Source organism: Companilactobacillus futsaii JCM 17355 (assembly GCF_001435505.1).
GTDB lineage: Bacteria > Bacillota > Bacilli > Lactobacillales > Lactobacillaceae > Companilactobacillus > Companilactobacillus futsaii.
In genome coordinates, this window is the sequence record NZ_AZDO01000011.1 from 37,733 (window position 1) to 55,110 (window position 17,378).

At 36.1% G+C, this 17,378-nt stretch carries 18 protein-coding genes; all 18 read right to left on the reverse strand.

Annotated elements, in window-relative coordinates; genetic code table 11:
* Positions 1–10: 10 nt before the first annotated feature.
* Positions 11–298 carry a hypothetical protein gene (locus FC88_RS01340; RefSeq protein WP_057812013.1) on the reverse strand — a complete coding sequence of 96 codons (288 nt, stop codon included), beginning with the start codon at positions 296–298 and terminating at the stop codon, positions 11–13.
* Positions 299–868, reverse strand: a complete 570-nt coding sequence (locus FC88_RS01345) for an NUDIX hydrolase (RefSeq protein WP_057812015.1) — start codon at positions 866–868, stop codon at positions 299–301.
* Between the two features lie 107 nt (positions 869–975).
* On the reverse strand, positions 976–1,191 hold the full coding sequence (locus tag FC88_RS01350) for a cold-shock protein (protein ID WP_057812017.1): 216 nt from the start codon (positions 1,189–1,191) through the stop codon (positions 976–978).
* A 12-nt stretch (positions 1,192–1,203) separates the two neighbouring features.
* Positions 1,204–3,981: an isoleucine--tRNA ligase gene (ileS, locus tag FC88_RS01355; protein ID WP_057812020.1), complete on the reverse strand. Its 2,778-nt coding sequence runs from the start codon at positions 3,979–3,981 to the stop codon at positions 1,204–1,206.
* 179 nt (positions 3,982–4,160) lie between these two features.
* A complete protein-coding gene (locus FC88_RS01360; RefSeq protein WP_057812023.1) occupies positions 4,161–4,913 on the reverse strand; it encodes a DivIVA domain-containing protein in 753 nt (250 codons plus the stop codon).
* A gap of 12 nt (positions 4,914–4,925) precedes the next feature.
* On the reverse strand, positions 4,926–5,720 hold the full coding sequence (locus FC88_RS01365) for a YlmH family RNA-binding protein (protein WP_057812025.1): 795 nt from the start codon (positions 5,718–5,720) through the stop codon (positions 4,926–4,928).
* 2 nt (positions 5,721–5,722) lie between these two features.
* Complete coding sequence (locus FC88_RS01370; RefSeq protein ID WP_057812027.1) at positions 5,723–5,989, reverse strand: YggT family protein; 267 nt, start codon at positions 5,987–5,989, stop codon at positions 5,723–5,725.
* 14 nt (positions 5,990–6,003) lie between these two features.
* On the reverse strand, positions 6,004–6,411 hold the full coding sequence (locus tag FC88_RS01375) for a cell division protein SepF (protein ID WP_057812029.1): 408 nt from the start codon (positions 6,409–6,411) through the stop codon (positions 6,004–6,006).
* 14 nt (positions 6,412–6,425) lie between these two features.
* Positions 6,426–7,661, reverse strand: coding sequence for a cell division protein FtsZ (gene ftsZ / locus FC88_RS01380; RefSeq protein WP_057812030.1), 1,236 nt, complete (start codon positions 7,659–7,661; stop codon positions 6,426–6,428).
* Positions 7,662–7,700: 39 nt separating this feature from the next.
* The gene (ftsA, locus tag FC88_RS01385; RefSeq protein ID WP_057812032.1) at positions 7,701–9,035 is read right to left on the reverse strand and encodes a cell division protein FtsA; all 1,335 of its coding nucleotides are present in this window, start codon (positions 9,033–9,035) and stop codon (positions 7,701–7,703) included.
* 75 nt (positions 9,036–9,110) lie between these two features.
* Complete coding sequence (locus tag FC88_RS01390; RefSeq protein ID WP_057812034.1) at positions 9,111–9,809, reverse strand: cell division protein FtsQ/DivIB; 699 nt, start codon at positions 9,807–9,809, stop codon at positions 9,111–9,113.
* 17 nt (positions 9,810–9,826) lie between these two features.
* Positions 9,827–10,936, reverse strand: a complete 1,110-nt coding sequence (gene murG / locus FC88_RS01395; protein WP_229239938.1) for an undecaprenyldiphospho-muramoylpentapeptide beta-N-acetylglucosaminyltransferase — start codon at positions 10,934–10,936, stop codon at positions 9,827–9,829.
* Positions 10,929–12,305, reverse strand: coding sequence for a UDP-N-acetylmuramoyl-L-alanine--D-glutamate ligase (gene murD / locus FC88_RS01400; RefSeq protein WP_057812036.1), 1,377 nt, complete (start codon positions 12,303–12,305; stop codon positions 10,929–10,931). The genes murG and murD overlap by 8 nt, the downstream gene beginning before the upstream one ends.
* A gap of 16 nt (positions 12,306–12,321) precedes the next feature.
* On the reverse strand, positions 12,322–13,287 hold the full coding sequence (gene mraY, locus FC88_RS01405) for a phospho-N-acetylmuramoyl-pentapeptide-transferase (RefSeq protein WP_057812038.1): 966 nt from the start codon (positions 13,285–13,287) through the stop codon (positions 12,322–12,324).
* A 14-nt stretch (positions 13,288–13,301) separates the two neighbouring features.
* The gene (locus tag FC88_RS01410) at positions 13,302–15,470 is read right to left on the reverse strand and encodes a penicillin-binding transpeptidase domain-containing protein (protein ID WP_057812040.1); all 2,169 of its coding nucleotides are present in this window, start codon (positions 15,468–15,470) and stop codon (positions 13,302–13,304) included.
* Positions 15,467–15,832, reverse strand: coding sequence for a cell division protein FtsL (ftsL, locus tag FC88_RS01415; RefSeq protein WP_057812042.1), 366 nt, complete (start codon positions 15,830–15,832; stop codon positions 15,467–15,469). Before ftsL ends, FC88_RS01410 begins: the two co-directional genes overlap by 4 nt.
* 15 nt (positions 15,833–15,847) lie before the next feature.
* The gene (gene rsmH, locus FC88_RS01420) at positions 15,848–16,798 is read right to left on the reverse strand and encodes a 16S rRNA (cytosine(1402)-N(4))-methyltransferase RsmH (RefSeq protein ID WP_057812044.1); all 951 of its coding nucleotides are present in this window, start codon (positions 16,796–16,798) and stop codon (positions 15,848–15,850) included.
* A complete protein-coding gene (mraZ, locus tag FC88_RS01425; RefSeq protein ID WP_057812047.1) occupies positions 16,788–17,219 on the reverse strand; it encodes a division/cell wall cluster transcriptional repressor MraZ in 432 nt (143 codons plus the stop codon). The genes rsmH and mraZ overlap by 11 nt, the downstream gene beginning before the upstream one ends.
* Positions 17,220–17,378 lie beyond the last annotated feature (159 nt).

Genomic DNA, 17,378 nt, shown 5'->3' on the forward strand with positions numbered 1-17,378 from the left:
TTAACTCCTCTTAAATAAAAAATAATATTAAAAATACCAGTACAATTAGACCGAATACTGTAATGATGGCAATATTCAATTTCTTTTTCAATTTATTTGTCTTATACTCAAATAATTCCATATTTTCTTGTATAGTTTGCTCTGGATGTTGTTGCTGATATTGTTTTTCAGCTCGTTGTCTTTCCTGTTCTTTAATTCTTTGTTGCTGAGCTTCAACTTGATCTGCACGAACAACTGTCTGTGGATGATTGTTTTTCTTAACTTTAGAATTAACAAAATCTCTTACTTTTGAAAACATTTATTTTTCCTTCGCTTTTAGTAATTCCCAATAAGTAATAGCATAAATAGTTTTAGCATCGCAAATATCACCAGACTTAATTTGTTCCTTAGCTTCTTCTAAAGTTAAGTTCTCAACATTTAAAAATTCATCCGGATCAAGTGGCCGTTTGAATTCTACTTTTTTGAGATTTTTCGCAACAAAAACTGTCAATTTTTCATTTGAATAACCAGGACTAGAATAAAATGAAGTAACTTGTGTTAAATCGTCAGTAGTTAAACCTAATTCTTCATCCATTTCCCGTAGAGCAACTTCTTTTAAGTCACTACCTTCATCTGAGTCGATTTTTCCGGCTGGGATTTCCAATGTTTCTTGTCCCATCGGTGTCCGCCATTGTCTAACAAAAATCATTTTTCCATCGTCAGTGAATGGGATAATTGCCACAGCACCATGATGTTCAACAACTTCACGAATATCAGGAATACCATTTGGCAAAACAACTTGTTCGACATTCACGTCAAAAATCTTGCCACCAAACATTTGTTTCTTGGCAACCACTTCTTCATAATATCTTGAATCTTCTTTTTTCATTGCAAAACCTTCCTGACTTGATTAATCAACTAAAATAATACTTACCTTTTGCAGATATTTTACCAGAAATTGAAATGTCTACAACCTTGCCAAAGAAAAAGAAAGCACTAATCAGCGCTTTCTTCATCTTTGATATTAACATTTACCGCTTGAGGGCCTTTATAACCTGGTGCAATCTCAAAGCTGACATCTAAACCATCTTTGATGAAATAGTCATCACGATTGAGAACTGAGTCTGCAAAGAAAAAGATATCTTCCTCACCATTATTTATAAAGCCAAAGCCACGGTTATTATTAAATCTTACAATTTTTCCTGTGAACATTATTCACCATTCCTAATCATCAAAGCCTTCAGTTTTTGTTTCTGGATATTCTTCAGCAACAATTTTAGCACATCTAGCACAGAATGTTGGATAATTATTATCACTACCAACATCAGTCTTGATCATACGACATCTTTGACAAACTTCGCCTTCTGCCTTTTGAACTAAGACATCAGCTAAATCATACTTGTCAGCATTTTCTGGTGTTGCATCAACTAGTTCAAATTGAGAAACAATCAACAATTGGCCAAAGTTGCTGTCGATCTTGTCAAGAACAGTTTTTAGTTCGTCATTTGGATGTACGGTAACTTTAGCTTCAAGTGATTTACCAATTAATTTATCAGCACGGGCAACTTCAAGTGACTTCAAAACGTTATCTCTAAAGTCCATGAATACTTGCCAATCCTTTTGAATTTCTGCTTCATCAGGGATTTCTTCAACAGCTGGCATTTCAGCTAATTGAACGAATTCTTCTGGTTCTTTAAGGTATTCCCAAACTTGTTCCATTGTATGTGGAAGGATCGGTGTCAATAACTTAGCCAATTTAACAACTGTTTCATAGATGACCGTTTGCATTGAACGACGTGAATGTGCATCTTCAGCATCGATATAAACAACGTCCTTAGCAAAGTCTAGATAGAAAGTAGACATTTCATTAACGATAAAACTAACGACATTCTTAGCTACGTCAGCAAAATCATACTTATCGTAGTCACTTAGAACTTCTTTAACTAAGTTGTTCAACTTAACCTTGATGTACTTGTCTTCTGGACGAAGATCATCGTAACTAACACCGTTAGTCTTAGGGTCAAAGTCAGTCGTATTGGCTAACATGAATCTGATAGTATTTCTGATCTTACGATAAGTTTCAGAAACTTGTTTGAATGAGTCAACTGATACTGAAACATCAGAACTTGAGTCAACTGAAGCAACCCATAAACGAATAATTTCAGCACCGAATTGTCTTTCAATGTCACTAGGAGCAATAACGTTACCAAGTGATTTACTCATCTTAACGCCATTCTTATCCAAAGTGAAACCTTGAGAAAGAATTGCTTTGTATCCTGCTTCACCAAAGGCTGCAACAGAAGTTACTAGCATTGAGTTGAACCAACCACGATATTGATCAGAACCTTCAAGAATTAAATCAGCTGGATAAGTTAGATTATCACGAGTTCTAGCAACTCCTGCATGAGCTGTCCCAGAGTCGAACCAAACGTCCAAGATATCTGTTTCCTTAGTGAACTTACCATTTGGTGAACCGGCATTAGTATAACCTTCTGGAAGAAGATCCTTAGCATCTCTTTCAAACCAAACGTTAGAACCGTATTTACCGAACAATTCAGCTACGTGGTCAACAGTTTCTTTCGTCATAATTGGATCGCCGTTTTCAGCGTAGAAAATTGGTAGTGGAACACCCCAAGCACGTTGTCTGGAAATTACCCAATCACCACGGTCACGAATCATATTGTAAAGACGTGTCTTACCCCAAGCTGGCTTGAAGTCAATCTTTTCAATAGCATCAAGGATTTGTTGTCTGAACTTATCGATTGAAGCAAACCATTGTGGTGTAGCACGAAAAATAACCGGTTTTTTAGTACGCCAATCATGTGGATAACTGTGAGTGAAGAAACTTAACTTCAAAAGTGAGCCGTTTTCTTCCATACGTTTTGTGATCAACTTGTTAGCATCATCGTAGAAGACACCTTGATATTCTGGTACTTCGTCAGTAAATTTACCTTGAGCATCGATTGGTGAAAAGACTGGCAACTTGTATTTCATACCAACAACAAAATCATCAGCACCAAATCCAGGAGCTGTATGAACTAAGCCAGTACCATCGTCTAGTGTTACGTGATTACCTAAGATCAAAAGTGATTCTTGATCGTAGAATGGATGTGTTGCTGTAACGTATTCTAATTCTGAACCTTTGAATGTCTTAAGGATTTCAACGTTCTTCCAACCTAATTCTTCCTGAACGTATTGAATTCTTTCTTGAGCAACGACATACTTCTTGCCATCAGCATCAACTTCAGCATAGATAAACTTAGGGTTTACACAGATAGCCTTGTTTGATGGAATTGTCCAAGGAGTAGTTGTCCAAATAATAAATGAAGCATCAGCATCAACAACGCCCTTACCATCACGTACTTTGAAAGCTACGAAAATTGAAGGTGATTTGATGTCTTTATATTCAACTTCAGCTTCAGCTAGAGTTGATTCTGAAGATGGCGACCAATAAACAGGTTTCTTACCACGGTAGATATAACCTTTGTCAACCATTTCACCAAAGACTTTAACTTCGGCTTCTTCAAATTCTTTTTGATATGTGATATATGGGTGATCCCAATCGGCTGAAACACCTAGGCGTTTGAAACCAGCCATTTGTTTCTTGATCTCACCTTCAGCAAATTCGTAACACAATTTACGATATTCGCTCATTGACATTTCCTTACGTTTAATGCCTTTTTTTGCAAGTTGTTGTTCAATTGGAAGGCCATGAGTATCCCAACCAGGAACGTAAGGTGAACGGAATCCGTTCATAGACTTATAACGAACAATGATATCCTTAGAAATCTTGTTCAAAGCATGTCCCATGTGAATGTCACCATTAGCGAATGGAGGTCCATCCAATAGTTCGAAAGTTGGTTTACCTTCGTTTAATTTTTGACGCTTTTCATAAATTTTGTTTTCTTCCCAAGCTTTTTCCCATTCCGCTTCTTTGTTTGGAAGGTTACCACGCATTGGAAACTTAGTTTTACCCAAGTTTAGAGTATCTTTTACTCGCATCTTTTCACCCCTTCTGAAAATAAAAAGAACCCATCCAATCTAGGACGAGTTCTCGCTATACCACCTATTGGTAAATTACATAAATTGTCAAAGAGTTGATATACCTTAATTAATTTTTACTAGACTCACACCGTACACTAGCTCGCTGAAAAAATATCCAAAAGGCACTTGTTCTCTTATTATTCTTTAGGATCATCACCAGATTTATCATCTGAAAAATTGAACGTAGGTTCATTTTGTTGATGATTAATCGTATATGTTTCATCTGGTTGGTCATCCTGATAATTGTCATTATAGTTCATTTGATCCGAATTGAAAACTGATTCTTGATTATTTTCATAATCTTGTGAATTTTTTTGTTGATTATTTTGGTAATTGGCACTCGTATCAACGTCTGAATGGCCACCAACTTCTTGTTTTAATTTGTCAGTAGAAGTACTGTCGTTAAGTTTGGACCATTCCGGACTGTCAACCATATCCAATTGCTGTTTCAACATGCCTTGTAGTCCTTGTCGGAATGAATTGACACTCTTTTTCAGATTGTCAGTCTCAATCGTCACTTGTCTAGCACGATCAGAAGCATCTTGTAAAATTTGATTGGATTTTTCAGTTGATTGATTTAACAAGTCCCGAGCCTTCTTCTGAGACTCTTCAACGATAATCTGGGCTTCTTGTTCAGATTCATTTTTAACCTTCTCAGCGGCTTCTTGAGCCACCAAAATAGATTGATTCAAGGCATCCTTCATATCAGTAAAGTATTTTAACTGTTCTGAAGTTTCCTTAAGCTCTTTTTCTAATTGAGCATTTTTTTGGAGAGCTAAATTATAGTCTTGAGCTGCTTGTTTCAAAAAACTATCAACTTGGTCGCGGTCATAGCCTCGAAATTTACTATCAAATTCTTTATCATGTATTTCTACTGGTGACAATACCATAACTTCACGCCCCTATTTCTTAAAGATATTAACAAGTAAAATATACTTGTTGTTCTTTGATCGACCCATAATATCATTGATTCGAATACGACCAAAGCCCCTAACACTAAGAGTATCAGTAATGGCAATAAACGCAGACGCATTCTTATTGACGACCCAATTGATTTGAACCTTACCATGATCGACCAAGGCTTTAGAACTCTGTCGTGACAAGTCATAGACTGTTGAAATTATTGAGTCCAAGCGCAATGACTGCACAAGAACTGTTTCATCAATTGACTCATCTTTCGGCAAAATGACCTCAGAAAAATCTTTCTTAATCAAATGGATCTTGTAAGGACCAATTTTTTTCACTTGTTCTTCAATGTAACTGCTCATTGAATTAAATACAAAAAATTGCCAATTCTCACCATCGGTAATTATGTCTCCAAAACGGTCACGTTCTACGCCTGATCCTGTTAATGAGCCTAATATTTGACCGTGATGTAAATTAGCAAATTTTTCTGGATAACGTATTTCATACATCGCAATCTCAAAATCTGAATCTTGTGGTACAAAATAGTCAGGAGCAATTATTCCCCTGACTCTTTCAGCATTTCTAAAACCCCCGAAGTAATGAACATATAGGTCATCATACTTATTGATCAGGTTATTTAAAATTGTTTGTTCGCGCAGATTCAAAAATTCAGTCAATTGCGGTGTGTACATCGTTTGAGCTTTTAATAAAATATCACTTATTTTATCAATGAACGGCTTTTCTTCTGGACGAAAATAGCCGCCGCCAATGATTGTATTTTTATTATCCATAGTTAAATTATTAAAAATATCGCTTTCTGCAATAATCGAATTAATATCAGTGCAACTATTGGAGAAAAATCTAGAAAACCTATACTAGTTGGAATAAATCTTCTAATTAAGTTCAAGAATGGATCTACTGCTCTAACTATCAGACTTCCAAAAGCTGAATTATATAGCGAAGGTATAAAAGACATTATACAATACAAAAAAATTATAAATTCATACAATTCGAAAGCCAAACTAATAATGAACGGCAGTCCACTTACAATTCGATCCATATCATTCCTCGACTTTATTCGTTTATATCTGGTATGCTTCCGTCGATTTCAAACTTAGGTGGTGTGCAAAGAAAAATTTTATCGCCGACACGTTTAATTTCACCATTAATGGCATAAATAGCTCCTGTCAAAAAATCCACGATCCGTTTTGATTGTTGATCATTGACATTAGTAAAATTGACGATTACTGCTTTATTGTTCAACAGTTGCTTTGCGATAACTTTCGCATCCGAGTAAACCCTAGGTTGATAAATAGCAATTTTACTATTGGGCTTAGTTCTTGCTTCACTAGCTGTACTCATAGATACTACCTTTTCGTTATTTGCGTAGTTTTCTTGCCTTGGTTGTGTTTCTGGCTTCTTTTCATCGAAGTCTTCTTCATCATTGATGCCAAAAAAACTGCCTAACTTTTCAAATGCCATAGGAAAGTCTCCTTTTATTTTTTGTTACGACGCTTAAAAATTGGAGGAGTTGAATCATCATCGTCATCACTTAAATCAATTGTTTCAGGTTTTTGGAAGATTTCAAAATCACCTTTTTCACCCGAAACATTGTTGCTCTTGGATGAATCACGATTAATATCCCAATCCGCTAAGGGATCATTTGATGGTTTAGTTTGAGGTCTTGATTGAACTTGCTCATCTGGTTTTTTGCTGTTATCCAAAGTAGCTCTTGGATTGTGCAAAGGACGTCTAGTTGGTTCTTTTTTCTTGTCGCCACTTTCAACACCAGTAGCAATAACTGTTACCTTAACTTGATCACCTAAAGTATCGTCGATTGAAGTACCAAAGATTATATTAACATCAGATGTAGCTTGTTCGGAAACAATTTGCGCTGCATCTTGGGCTTCAAATAGTGATAAGTCTGGTCCACCAGTAATATTAAGAAGTACTTGCTTAGCACCGTCAATTGAAACTTCAAGTAATGGTGAAGAAATAGCTTTCTTAGTAGCTTCAGTAATTCTGTTTTCACCATTAGCTGTACCGATACCCATCAAAGCAGAACCTTGATCAGACATAACAGTCTTAACATCCGCAAAATCCAAGTTAACAAAACCAGGTGATGTGATCAAATCAGAGATGCTTTGAACACCTTGACGTAAAACGTCATCAGCAACACTGAAAGCTTCATTCATTGGAGTTTTCTTATCAACAATTTCTAATAACTTACTGTTAGAAATTAAAACTAAGGTATCAACATCTTTTTTAAGTTCAGTGATTCCATCGGCGGCAAAACGTGAACGCTTAGCACCTTCAAAAGCAAAAGGACGTGTTACAACGCCGACTGTCAAAGCACCACTTTCCTTAGCAATGTTAGCTACGATAGGAGCGGCACCAGTACCAGTTCCACCACCCATTCCGGCAGTGACAAAAATCATATCTGCACCTTCAAGGGCTTCTTTAATGGCTTCTTCACTTTCTTGAGCAGCTTTTTGTCCAACCTCAGGATTTGAACCAGCACCTAACCCTCTAGTTAACTTAGGTCCTAATTGAATCTTAGTTTCAGCATTTGAATTTTCTAGAGCTTGAACGTCAGTGTTAGCAGCAATAAATTGAACGCCTTTGATATCTGCTTCAACCATTCGATTAACAGCATTTCCGCCGGCACCACCGACACCGATAACTTTAATTACCGCTCCCTTATTTTGGCTTGAGTCTAAAGTATATTCCATTAAGGAGTTCCTCCTACAAATCATTTAATTTATTATTTATTAATCAAAAAATCTACTCCAAAAGTCCTTGAATTTCGACGTTTTCTTAGCCTTTGGCTCTGACGTCTCTTCTTCTGTTGGTTGGTCCTCTTGAGTCGTATCAACAGATTGTTCTGGTTGCACTTGTGGTTGTTCCGGAACAGTTTGTTGAGGTCTACTATTTGAAACAGTAGCACCATTAACAACATTGTCAGCAATTACTCCAATGTCATTCAATCTTGAAGCGTAAGTAACTAATCCTAATCCCAAGGAATAAGAAGGATATCTCATACCCATTTGCGTAGGAACATAACTCCTTACCTTAACATCAAAAATCTTTCGGGCAAGATCTTCAATATTAGGAGTTGCTGCGACACCACCAGTAAGTACGATACCACCCGGAAGTGATAACGCTCCAGCCTCTTCTAGTGGTGCTTGCAATCTCGTAAAGATTTGGTTCAATCTAGCTTCAATGATTTCAGCCAAATATTCTTCTGAAACCATGGTTGGTTCACTCTTGCCAACTACTTCTACGTTAATATTTTCTTCAGTATCTGATTTATCAGCTGATGCATTACCGTAATAAAGTTTTAGTTGGTTAGCATTCTCAACTGTCGTATTCAAGACAACGGAGATATCGTGGGTAACGTAATCTCCACCTTCAAAGTCTACAGTTGACAATTTCAAGTTGTGATCATGTACGACTGAAGCGGTTGTTTGACCAGCTCCCATATCGATTATAACGGCTCCAAAATCACTTTCACCGTCATTTAATACCACCTGACTCAATGCCATTGGAGAGATTACTTTATGAATAATATTTAGACCAGCCTTTTGAATGGCTTTTTTAGTATTATGTACGATTGTTTTTGGCGCCGTATAAATGATTCCCGTCATTTCCAAACGGACACCGATCATTCCACGTGGATCACGAATATTAGTGAATCCATCAACGGAAAACTGTTTAGGTATTAGAGAAACTACTTCTCTTTCACTAGGTAAGTTTTGGACCATAGCGGCCAACATCACTTGTCTGACATCATTTTCGTTGATTTCTTTTGATTGAGAACCAACCGCTATCATCCCTTGGCATTTCTCAATCTGTAACATGTTTGCCGATATACCGACTACAACGTTACGAATAGTTATATTTGCTTGTGTCTCGGCCTTTTTAATAGCCTTTTTAATAGCACCTGCCGCTTTGTCTATATCAACTATAACGCCACGACTGACTCCCTCAGAGCGTTCACTTCCAACGCCCACGATACTTAATCTATCATCGGACGATTCAGCAACGACTACTTTTATTGAATTAGTACCGATATCTAGACCTACAAAGAATTCAGAATTGTCCATTAATCGTAGCAGCCTCCCTTACCTAGAAAAATCTATTCACTAAAAAATTTTAACACAAATATGATTATATTAAACCTATTTCTTGTCTTTAAAAGGATAAGAATAGGCACCGATCTCTAAATCTATAACACCTTTTTTCTTCATTTGTGATGCCATCCCTGGATAATATTTCAATTTCGACTGAACCGTTCGCATATCAGCAATTACTTTATTGCCATCATTCATATCAATCTTGATGCGATATGGATTCAATTTTGTCGGAGCGTTACGGATCTCAGAAATATTAGTTTGAATATTTTTTGACAATCTAGCATAAATATTGGAAATTTGTTTCAATCTTTTATGCCTAAAATTACTATAAATCGGATAATTTCCAATCGGTGAATTGAGTTTTTGATCAATGATCTGACCGTTATTAATAATTCGATAATAGCCACCATTTTTAGCAATAAAACCGAGTGTTGGACGCTCTTTAACCGTAATAGTCAAATCACGTAAATTACGAGTTCTAAACGAAATAGATTCAATTGATGGTAACTTTTTCTCAGCTTTTTTCGAAATCGAACTGTGATGCAGCAAAACATCGAATAAATTAGAATTATCATCAATCGCAGTAGCATTGATAACTTGCTGCGCTCCTAAGTCGTTTACACCTTTGACGTTGACATTTCTAACCTTACTCAAAGGCGAACCAAAATAAGCAATTAAAACTATGAAAAAGACTATCACAATAATTAAGCTGTTTTTACTTACTTTGATTTTTCTCTTCTTCAACACCTAATCCTCAAATCTTACTTATTTACTAAGTCGACCAAGACTTTGATCAAACGATCAGTTGCATCAGGCACACCAATTTTCTTAGAATTGACCGACATCTCTTGTTGCAATTTAGTATTGCTCATAATTTGATTGATTTCTTTAAACAAACTATCGGAATTCAAGTCCTTTTCAGGAATCACGACCGCTGCATCGACTTTGGCAACAGAGAGTGCATTTTTTGTTTGATGATTATGCGTTACATAAGGACTAGGAATGAAAATTGCGGGGATTCCTAATGCTGTTATCTCAGCGATACTAGTTGCACCACTACGACCAACAATCAACTTAATATCCGGCAAAATTTCAGGCATATTATCAATATATGGTAATACCGAAACATTTGCACTCTTTAAGTATTTATCATCTATCAACTTAATAACGCCGTCATAGTGCACCCGACCAGTTACAAATAACACTTGATAGTCACTTTCAACAAATTTAGACATCGTATCGATAACAGCTTGATTAATTGGTTTAGCACCTCTAGAACCACCAAAAATCATAACGGTATCTTTATTTGGTTCTAAGCCAAATTCAGTTAAACGATCATTTTTTTGAATGCCGACTACTTCTTGAGCTCGCGGATTACCAGTGAAAACGATTTTTTTCTTTTCATTGAATTGATCAACAGCTTCTGTGAAAGCAATCGCAATCTTATCAACGAATTTACCTAAGAATTTATTCGTAACACCAGCAATCGTGTTTTGTTCATGGATCACAGTTGGTATGTGCATCGTGTGTGCTGCATAGACGATTGCACTTGAAACATATCCACCGGTTCCAACGACGATATCCGGCTTAAATTCTTTGATGATCTTACGAGATTTATGAATGCTCGACAAGAATAGCTGAACAGTCTTTAAATTCTCTAAACTTAATTTACGTCTAAAGCCCTGGATTTCAATCGTCTTAAAGTTAATCCCAGCATTCTTAACAATTTTGCTTTCTAAGCCTTTTTCTGTCCCAACGTATAAAACATCATCAATCATGTCACGCTCTTTTAGACGCTTAATCAAGGCCATTGCAGGGTAAATATGTCCTCCAGTACCACCACCGGAAACAATAATACGCATTTTAGTCATCATTTATTTCTCCCTTTAAAGTTTCGACCTCTTGAATAAATTGGTCACCACGTTCTTCAAAGGTGTGGAATTGATCCCAACTAGCCGCAGCTGGTGAAAGTAAAATAACATCTTTTGGATCACTTTGCTTATATGCTTCCGGCACAGCTTCAGTCAGATTATCAACTTTGACAATATTTCCTACGTCGGCTTTTTGGGCGGATTCAATCACTTTATCGGCTGTTTGACCATAAACGATTAAATTATTAACTTTTCCCTTCAAAGCAGGAATAAGTTCATCAAATCCATTTCCACGATCTAACCCACCGGCAATCAAAGTGATAGGTTGTTTGAAAGCTGTCAAGGCGACAATTGTTGCTTCCACATTAGTAGCTTTGGAATCATTATAAAATTTGTGTCCGCCAAAAGTATCAACGTACTGAATACGATGTTTAACACCCTTGAATGAAGATAGAACTTCAATAATATCTTTGTTACTTACATCATACAACTTAGCAACACTGATAGCTGCCAAGGCATTTTGAACATTATGTTCTCCAGGAATTTTGATTTCATCAGTTTTCATCACAGCTTGATCATTGCAGTAGATGACACCATCTTTGACAAAGGCACCTTGATCTAAGGTTTGATTGTCTGAAAATGGCAAGATTTGAGCAGTTGATTGTTTAGCTAAATTGCGCCATTCTTCAGTATTGTAATTAACTACGAAGTAATCATTCTCAGTCTGATTCTTAGTAATATGCATCTTAGCCTTAATATAGTTTTCTCGAGTCTTATGGAAATCTAAATGAGTTGAATAAATATTATTTAAAACGGCTACGTGAGGATGTAGTTCTATCGTTCCTTGCAATTGAAAACTGGAAAGTTCAGTCACAACGACATCTTTAGCATTCGCCTTTTGAATAACATTAGAGATAGGAATACCGATATTTCCGGCATAATAAGAATTCTCAAATTTTGGTGAATGCTTGAGCATCAATTGGATCAAAGTCGTCACTGTAGTTTTACCATTAGTCCCCGTAACACCAACCATTGTGGCATCACTAAAACTATAAGCGATTTCCGGTTCAGTAATAACCGGGATCATTAATTCCTCAGCTTTTTGAATCAATTCATTAGAATAGAAAATTCCCGGATTCTTAACCAAATAATCAAATGAGTCATCGATCAAGTCAGCGCTATTCGTTCCAGTGATAACTTTAAATCCTTCATCGATCAATGCTTGAGCTTCAGTATTACCTTCAAGAGGATTGGAATCGACGACAGTAACATCTGAATTCATTTTCTTTAATAATTTGGCTACGGCGTAACCACTCTTAGCTAAACCTAATACTAAGATCTTTTTATTTGAATAATTACTCTTCTTCATTGCTTAAACTACTTCCCTATACGAATAAAATTAAATAAATTGCAGAACAGATGGCTCCAAAAATCCAAAAGACGATGTCGATCTTCCATTCACTCCAGCCCATCATTTCAAAATGGTGGTGAATTGGTGTCATTTTAAAAATACGACGATGGAAAACTTTGAATGAAAAGACTTGCAACATAACACTAGCCGTTTCAATCACATAAACTAAACCAATCAATAATAATGACCAGTAACGACCTAGCAAGATTGAAATAGCTGCTAATCCAGCCCCAAGAGCTAATGAACCAACATCACCCATAAAAATCTTGGCTGGTTTGTGGTTGTATAACAAGAAAGCCAATAAAGCACCAACCACTGAGAAACAAACGATAGCTAAATCAATTTTATTTTGGTTCAAAGAAATGATTCCGTAAGTAAAATAAGAAATCGTTCCTAAACCACCTAATAAACCATCCAAACCATCAGTCAAGTTGGTAGCATTTGAAAAGCCAACTAACCAAAATAGTGTAAACAATACGAAAATCACTACTGAATCAATTGATATGATTCCAGGAATAGTGAAGTTCATTGGCAATTGATCATCGTTATAAACGTATAAAAAAATGATTCCAACAATTACTTGTAACAATGCTTTTTGATAAGCACGTAAACCCAAGTTTCTCTTTTTGAAAACTTTAATAAAATCATCGATAAAACCAATGCATCCGTACAACACGATAACAAAAGTTGTAATCAATAATGAACGATCCAACTGACCTTGCCAAAGTCCGACCCAAATATTTGTGATCAACGTAGCTAGAATTACTAACAAACCACCCATAGTAGGTGTTCCAGACTTCTTGGCATGCCACTTTGGACCTTCTTCACGAATCGATTGTCCTTCTTTGTGTCTAATTAGATAGCCAATTAAAAAAGGCATCAAAATCGCAACGATAGCAAACGAGCTAACTATATCGAAAATAATATGACTAATTTCCATGAAAATCCCCTTAATTATTTATTTTTCAATGTGATTATAATTTTACCACTGTCATTTATTACATGACCAGCCTCAACTGACTGTTTAACAACATATCCATCGCCTTTAGTTGTGACTTGTTTACCTGTTATTTCAGCAAACTTCAAGACGTCATTTTTTGACCAACCTGTCAGATCTGGCATCGTCATTGCACCATTAGTTAGCAAGACCATTCTTTGACCTGGCATGACTTTTTGACCACTGTCAGGTAATTGTTGAACAACTTTATTACCTGTACCAATTACTCCTGACTGCAATCCTAAGTTCTTGATCTTATTTAAAGCTGAATTAGTTGACTTGTCTAAAAGACTTGGCACATTCACATATTGACTACCCACTTCAACTGAATCAGTCTGAGATTTTCCTTGACTGACTAAGCGTTTAACCAATGGATTAAAGACTTCAGATAAAATCTTTTCAGCCGATTCGGTCATCTTTTGTGGTTGTTTCATTGTGACATAAACGATGTAGTTAGGATCATTATATGGAATCATTCCGGCAACAGAGAAAATATAGTTATTTGAACCAGTTAAATAACCACCACTTGGAGAAGCAATCTGAGCAGTACCAGTCTTTACACCAACTTTAACACCAGGTACATTATAAACTACTCCGGTTCCATAACTCTTAGTTACGACTTGACGCATAGCTTTTTGGACTTTTTTAGCAGTACTTGCCTTGATTGGTTGTCCAACTACTTCACGTTTAAACTTCTTAGTTGTCTTACCTGTATCGGCATCAACGATTTTTTTGACAATTTGTGGTTTAATCATTTTACCGCCATTAGCGATAGCTGAAAAAGCCTGTAACATTTGCATAGTATTCACATTGACACTTTGACCAAATGAAGTCATCGCTTGGTCACTGGTGTGCTCATAAGAAATACTACCTGAAACTTCTCCTGGTAAATCCACTCCAGTTTTTTGACCAATATGGAACTTTTTCATGTAATTCATCCAAGTTTCTGAACCCATCTCTTGTTCCAGCTTGACCATCCCGACATTAGATGACCTAGTAAAAGCTTCAGAAAGTGGGATATAACCCCAGCCAGCAGTATTCCAGTCACCAATCGTTCGACCACCAACTTCGACTGTCCCTGATTGATACAATTGATCAGGATTATAGTTTCCGGAATCAATTGAAGCCGATAAAGTCAAAATTTTCATAACTGAGCCAGGTTCAAACTGATCCTCAACCAAAGTATCCCGCCAACTATTGCTGAGGCCTTTACCAGTTGTTGGATTAAAGGTTGGCCGTTGTGTGGCTGCTTCAATCGCGCCGGTTTTGGCATTCATTACCAAAATTTGCAAATTCTTTGGTTCATATTTCTCTTCAACTGTTTGCGCCAATATTTCAGCATATTGTTGAATTTTACTATTTAAAGTCAAGTAAACATTCGAGCCGTCAGAGGATTTCTTTTCAATCATCTGTGAACCTGGTAATTCATTATCATTTTTATCGACTTTAGTAATTTGCTTGCCATTTTTACCAGATAAAACTTTATTGAAATATTTTTCAATACCCATTACACCACTGATATTACTATTTTTATCATTAGCATCATCAGCTTTAGTGATACCGACTAAGTTAGTCGCAAAAACACCATTGGGATAAGATCTAGAAGGTAATTCAATAAAATGAATCCCTGGTAATTTTTTAGATGCAATCTTACGTTTTATCTCAATCGACAAACCCCGACCAGATGGGCCAAACTCAACTTGATACTGTTTTTTACTGACCGGAGTCAAATACTTTTTAATTTGTTTTTTGGATAATGATAAATACCTACTCAAAACTTGTGCAGTTTTATCTTTATTCACTACATAATCAGCTTTGCCATCTACTGTTTTCGACTTATGATCCACAATCGCATAAATATTGTAGATAGTAGAGTCTCCTGCAATCATATCTCCGTTAACATCAAGAATATCACCACGTTTGGCGTTGACCTTCGTTACTCGTTCGTACTTTTGTTTCGTCTTTTGTTCCAAATTTACACCATCATATTGCTTACTCATCGAGATATAGGCAAATCTTTGGATAAAAAGGATAAAAGAAAAGGCAGTCGCAATCAAAATTACTATCCCAACAATATAATGATTGCGTCTTGCCTTATTTTTAAATAATTTTCTGAACTTACTCATTTTGAAATATTCCTTACATTGTTGTCACTCATTTTCAAATTATGCTTTTTTGCAAACGAAGAAAAGCGATCAAAACTAGTTAATTCAGAAATCTCTTGTCTTAAATTAACATTACTGGTATTTGTTTTTGTAATCTGTGTAGTCAGACTATCTAATTTATTTTGAGAAGAAGTCATTGAAACTTTAATACTGACCAAAGTAACCATTAAGCCCAAGGTTAATAAAGCTAATGTCACAATTGAAAAAATCTCAAACTTTGACAAAGCAACACTAGAAGTTTTAGGAGCAGGATGAACCTGCTCTTGTGGTTGTTGTTCAACTTGATATTCTTGTAAGTTTTTGGCAGTACTTTCTTCTCTCATATCATTATTTCTCCATTATATCTTTTCAACGACACGTAATTTTGCACTATGAGCCCGATTATTTTCAGACAATTCTTCTTCATTAGGCAAGATTGGTTTCCTAGTGATCTGTTTCAAAGCCGGCTTGACATCATCAGGAATGACAGGAAGTCCCCTTGGTAAATCAACATGGGAATTGTTTTTAAAAATATGTTTTACAATTCGGTCTTCTTTGGATTGAAAAGTTATAACGCTTATTCTGCCTTTTGGTGCTAACAAATCTATAGCTTGTTCTAGAGATCTCTCTAAAGAACCCAATTCATCATTAACAGCAATTCTAATCGCTTGAAAAACACGCTTAGCAGGATGACCACCGGTTCTTCTAGCTGCTGCTGGAATAGCATTTTTAATAATATCTGCTAATTCCAGCGTAGAAGTGATTCGATGATCGTCTCTAGTACGTTCAATCGCACGAGCAATTTGTTTAGCAAATTTTTCGTCACTATACTTATAAAAAATACTTACTAGTTCATTGAACGACCAATCATTTACAATTTTTTCAGCATCAAGATCTTGTCTTTGATCCATCCGCATATCTAAACGTGCTTCTTTTTTATAGCTAAAGCCCCTTTGGGCATCGTCAAATTGTGGAGATGAAACTCCCAAATCATAAACGATACCGTCAACCTTCTCTATTCCAAGTTCGTTCAAACGTTCTTGCATATTTTCAAAATTATCACGTATTAAAGTTAGTGAATTATCACCAATAATGTTTGGATCATTTTGAATATTTTCACCGACCTCAATGGCAGCTTCATCTCGATCAAAAACATAAAGATGACTATTGTGTACGCGACTCAATAATTCTTTAGTGTGTCCTCCACGACCAAAAGTAGCGTCAACGTAAATACCATTATCGTGTGGATTTATTTCATCAATAGTTTCTTTTAAAAGTACTGTTTTATGTTTATATACATTAGAAGTCAAAGTCTGTCATTTTCTCCGATATTTCCTCAAAATTATCTTCAGCCTCTTGGCTAAATTCGTTCCAACGCTCTGCATCCCAAATTTCAATTCGATCTGAAACTCCGACAAATACACAATCCTTTTGTAACTTAGCGAATTTGATTAAAGGTGTTGAAAGATTGATTCGCCCCTGTTTATCGAATTCAACCTCTGCAGCAGCAGAATAAAAGAATCGTGTAAAAGCTCTTGCGTCTTTTTTTGTTAAAGGCAGCTTGTCCAATTGAGCTTCGAGTTTTTCCCATTGCTCAATTGGATACCCAAAAAGGCAACCATCCATGCCTCGAGTAATTACAAACTTATCACCAAGTAGCTTTCTAAATTTAGCCGGGACAATAACTCGACCTTTAGTATCTAGTGTGTGATGAAATTCACCCATAAACACGGACAGTTCACCTCAATTCTTTAACACTTCCTAATTTACCACAATTCCCCACTTTTAACCACACGATATTTAATAATTTCACAAGAAATGTGAAAGCCATTACTATTTGTATGGTTCTAGCGGTGGGGTAATTTTTTAAATTATCTTGCAAACGGTTGC

Bases quoted from the DNA above. Each gene is read 5' to 3' on its own strand.
- mraY (WP_057812038.1), bottom strand. From the start codon at position 13,287: ATGGAAATTAGTCATATTATTTTCGATATAGTTAGCTCGTTTGCTATC.
- ftsA (WP_057812032.1), bottom strand. From the start codon at position 9,035: ATGGACAATTCTGAATTCTTTGTAGGTCTAGATATCGGTACTAATTCA.
- FC88_RS01350 (WP_057812017.1), bottom strand. From the start codon at position 1,191: ATGTTCACAGGAAAAATTGTAAGATTTAATAATAACCGTGGCTTTGGC.
- FC88_RS01345 (WP_057812015.1), bottom strand. From the start codon at position 868: ATGAAAAAAGAAGATTCAAGATATTATGAAGAAGTGGTTGCCAAGAAA.
- ftsL (WP_057812042.1), bottom strand. From the start codon at position 15,832: ATGAGAGAAGAAAGTACTGCCAAAAACTTACAAGAATATCAAGTTGAA.
- ileS (WP_057812020.1), bottom strand. From the start codon at position 3,981: ATGCGAGTAAAAGATACTCTAAACTTGGGTAAAACTAAGTTTCCAATG.
- FC88_RS01340 (WP_057812013.1), bottom strand. From the start codon at position 298: ATGTTTTCAAAAGTAAGAGATTTTGTTAATTCTAAAGTTAAGAAAAAC.
- murG (WP_229239938.1), bottom strand. From the start codon at position 10,936: ATGACTAAAATGCGTATTATTGTTTCCGGTGGTGGTACTGGAGGACAT.
- FC88_RS01410 (WP_057812040.1), bottom strand. From the start codon at position 15,470: ATGAGTAAGTTCAGAAAATTATTTAAAAATAAGGCAAGACGCAATCAT.
- murD (WP_057812036.1), bottom strand. From the start codon at position 12,305: ATGAAGAAGAGTAATTATTCAAATAAAAAGATCTTAGTATTAGGTTTA.
- FC88_RS01365 (WP_057812025.1), bottom strand. From the start codon at position 5,720: ATGGATAATAAAAATACAATCATTGGCGGCGGCTATTTTCGTCCAGAA.
- FC88_RS01360 (WP_057812023.1), bottom strand. From the start codon at position 4,913: ATGGTATTGTCACCAGTAGAAATACATGATAAAGAATTTGATAGTAAA.
- ftsZ (WP_057812030.1), bottom strand. From the start codon at position 7,661: ATGGAATATACTTTAGACTCAAGCCAAAATAAGGGAGCGGTAATTAAA.
- FC88_RS01375 (WP_057812029.1), bottom strand. From the start codon at position 6,411: ATGGCATTTGAAAAGTTAGGCAGTTTTTTTGGCATCAATGATGAAGAA.
- FC88_RS01370 (WP_057812027.1), bottom strand. From the start codon at position 5,989: ATGGATCGAATTGTAAGTGGACTGCCGTTCATTATTAGTTTGGCTTTC.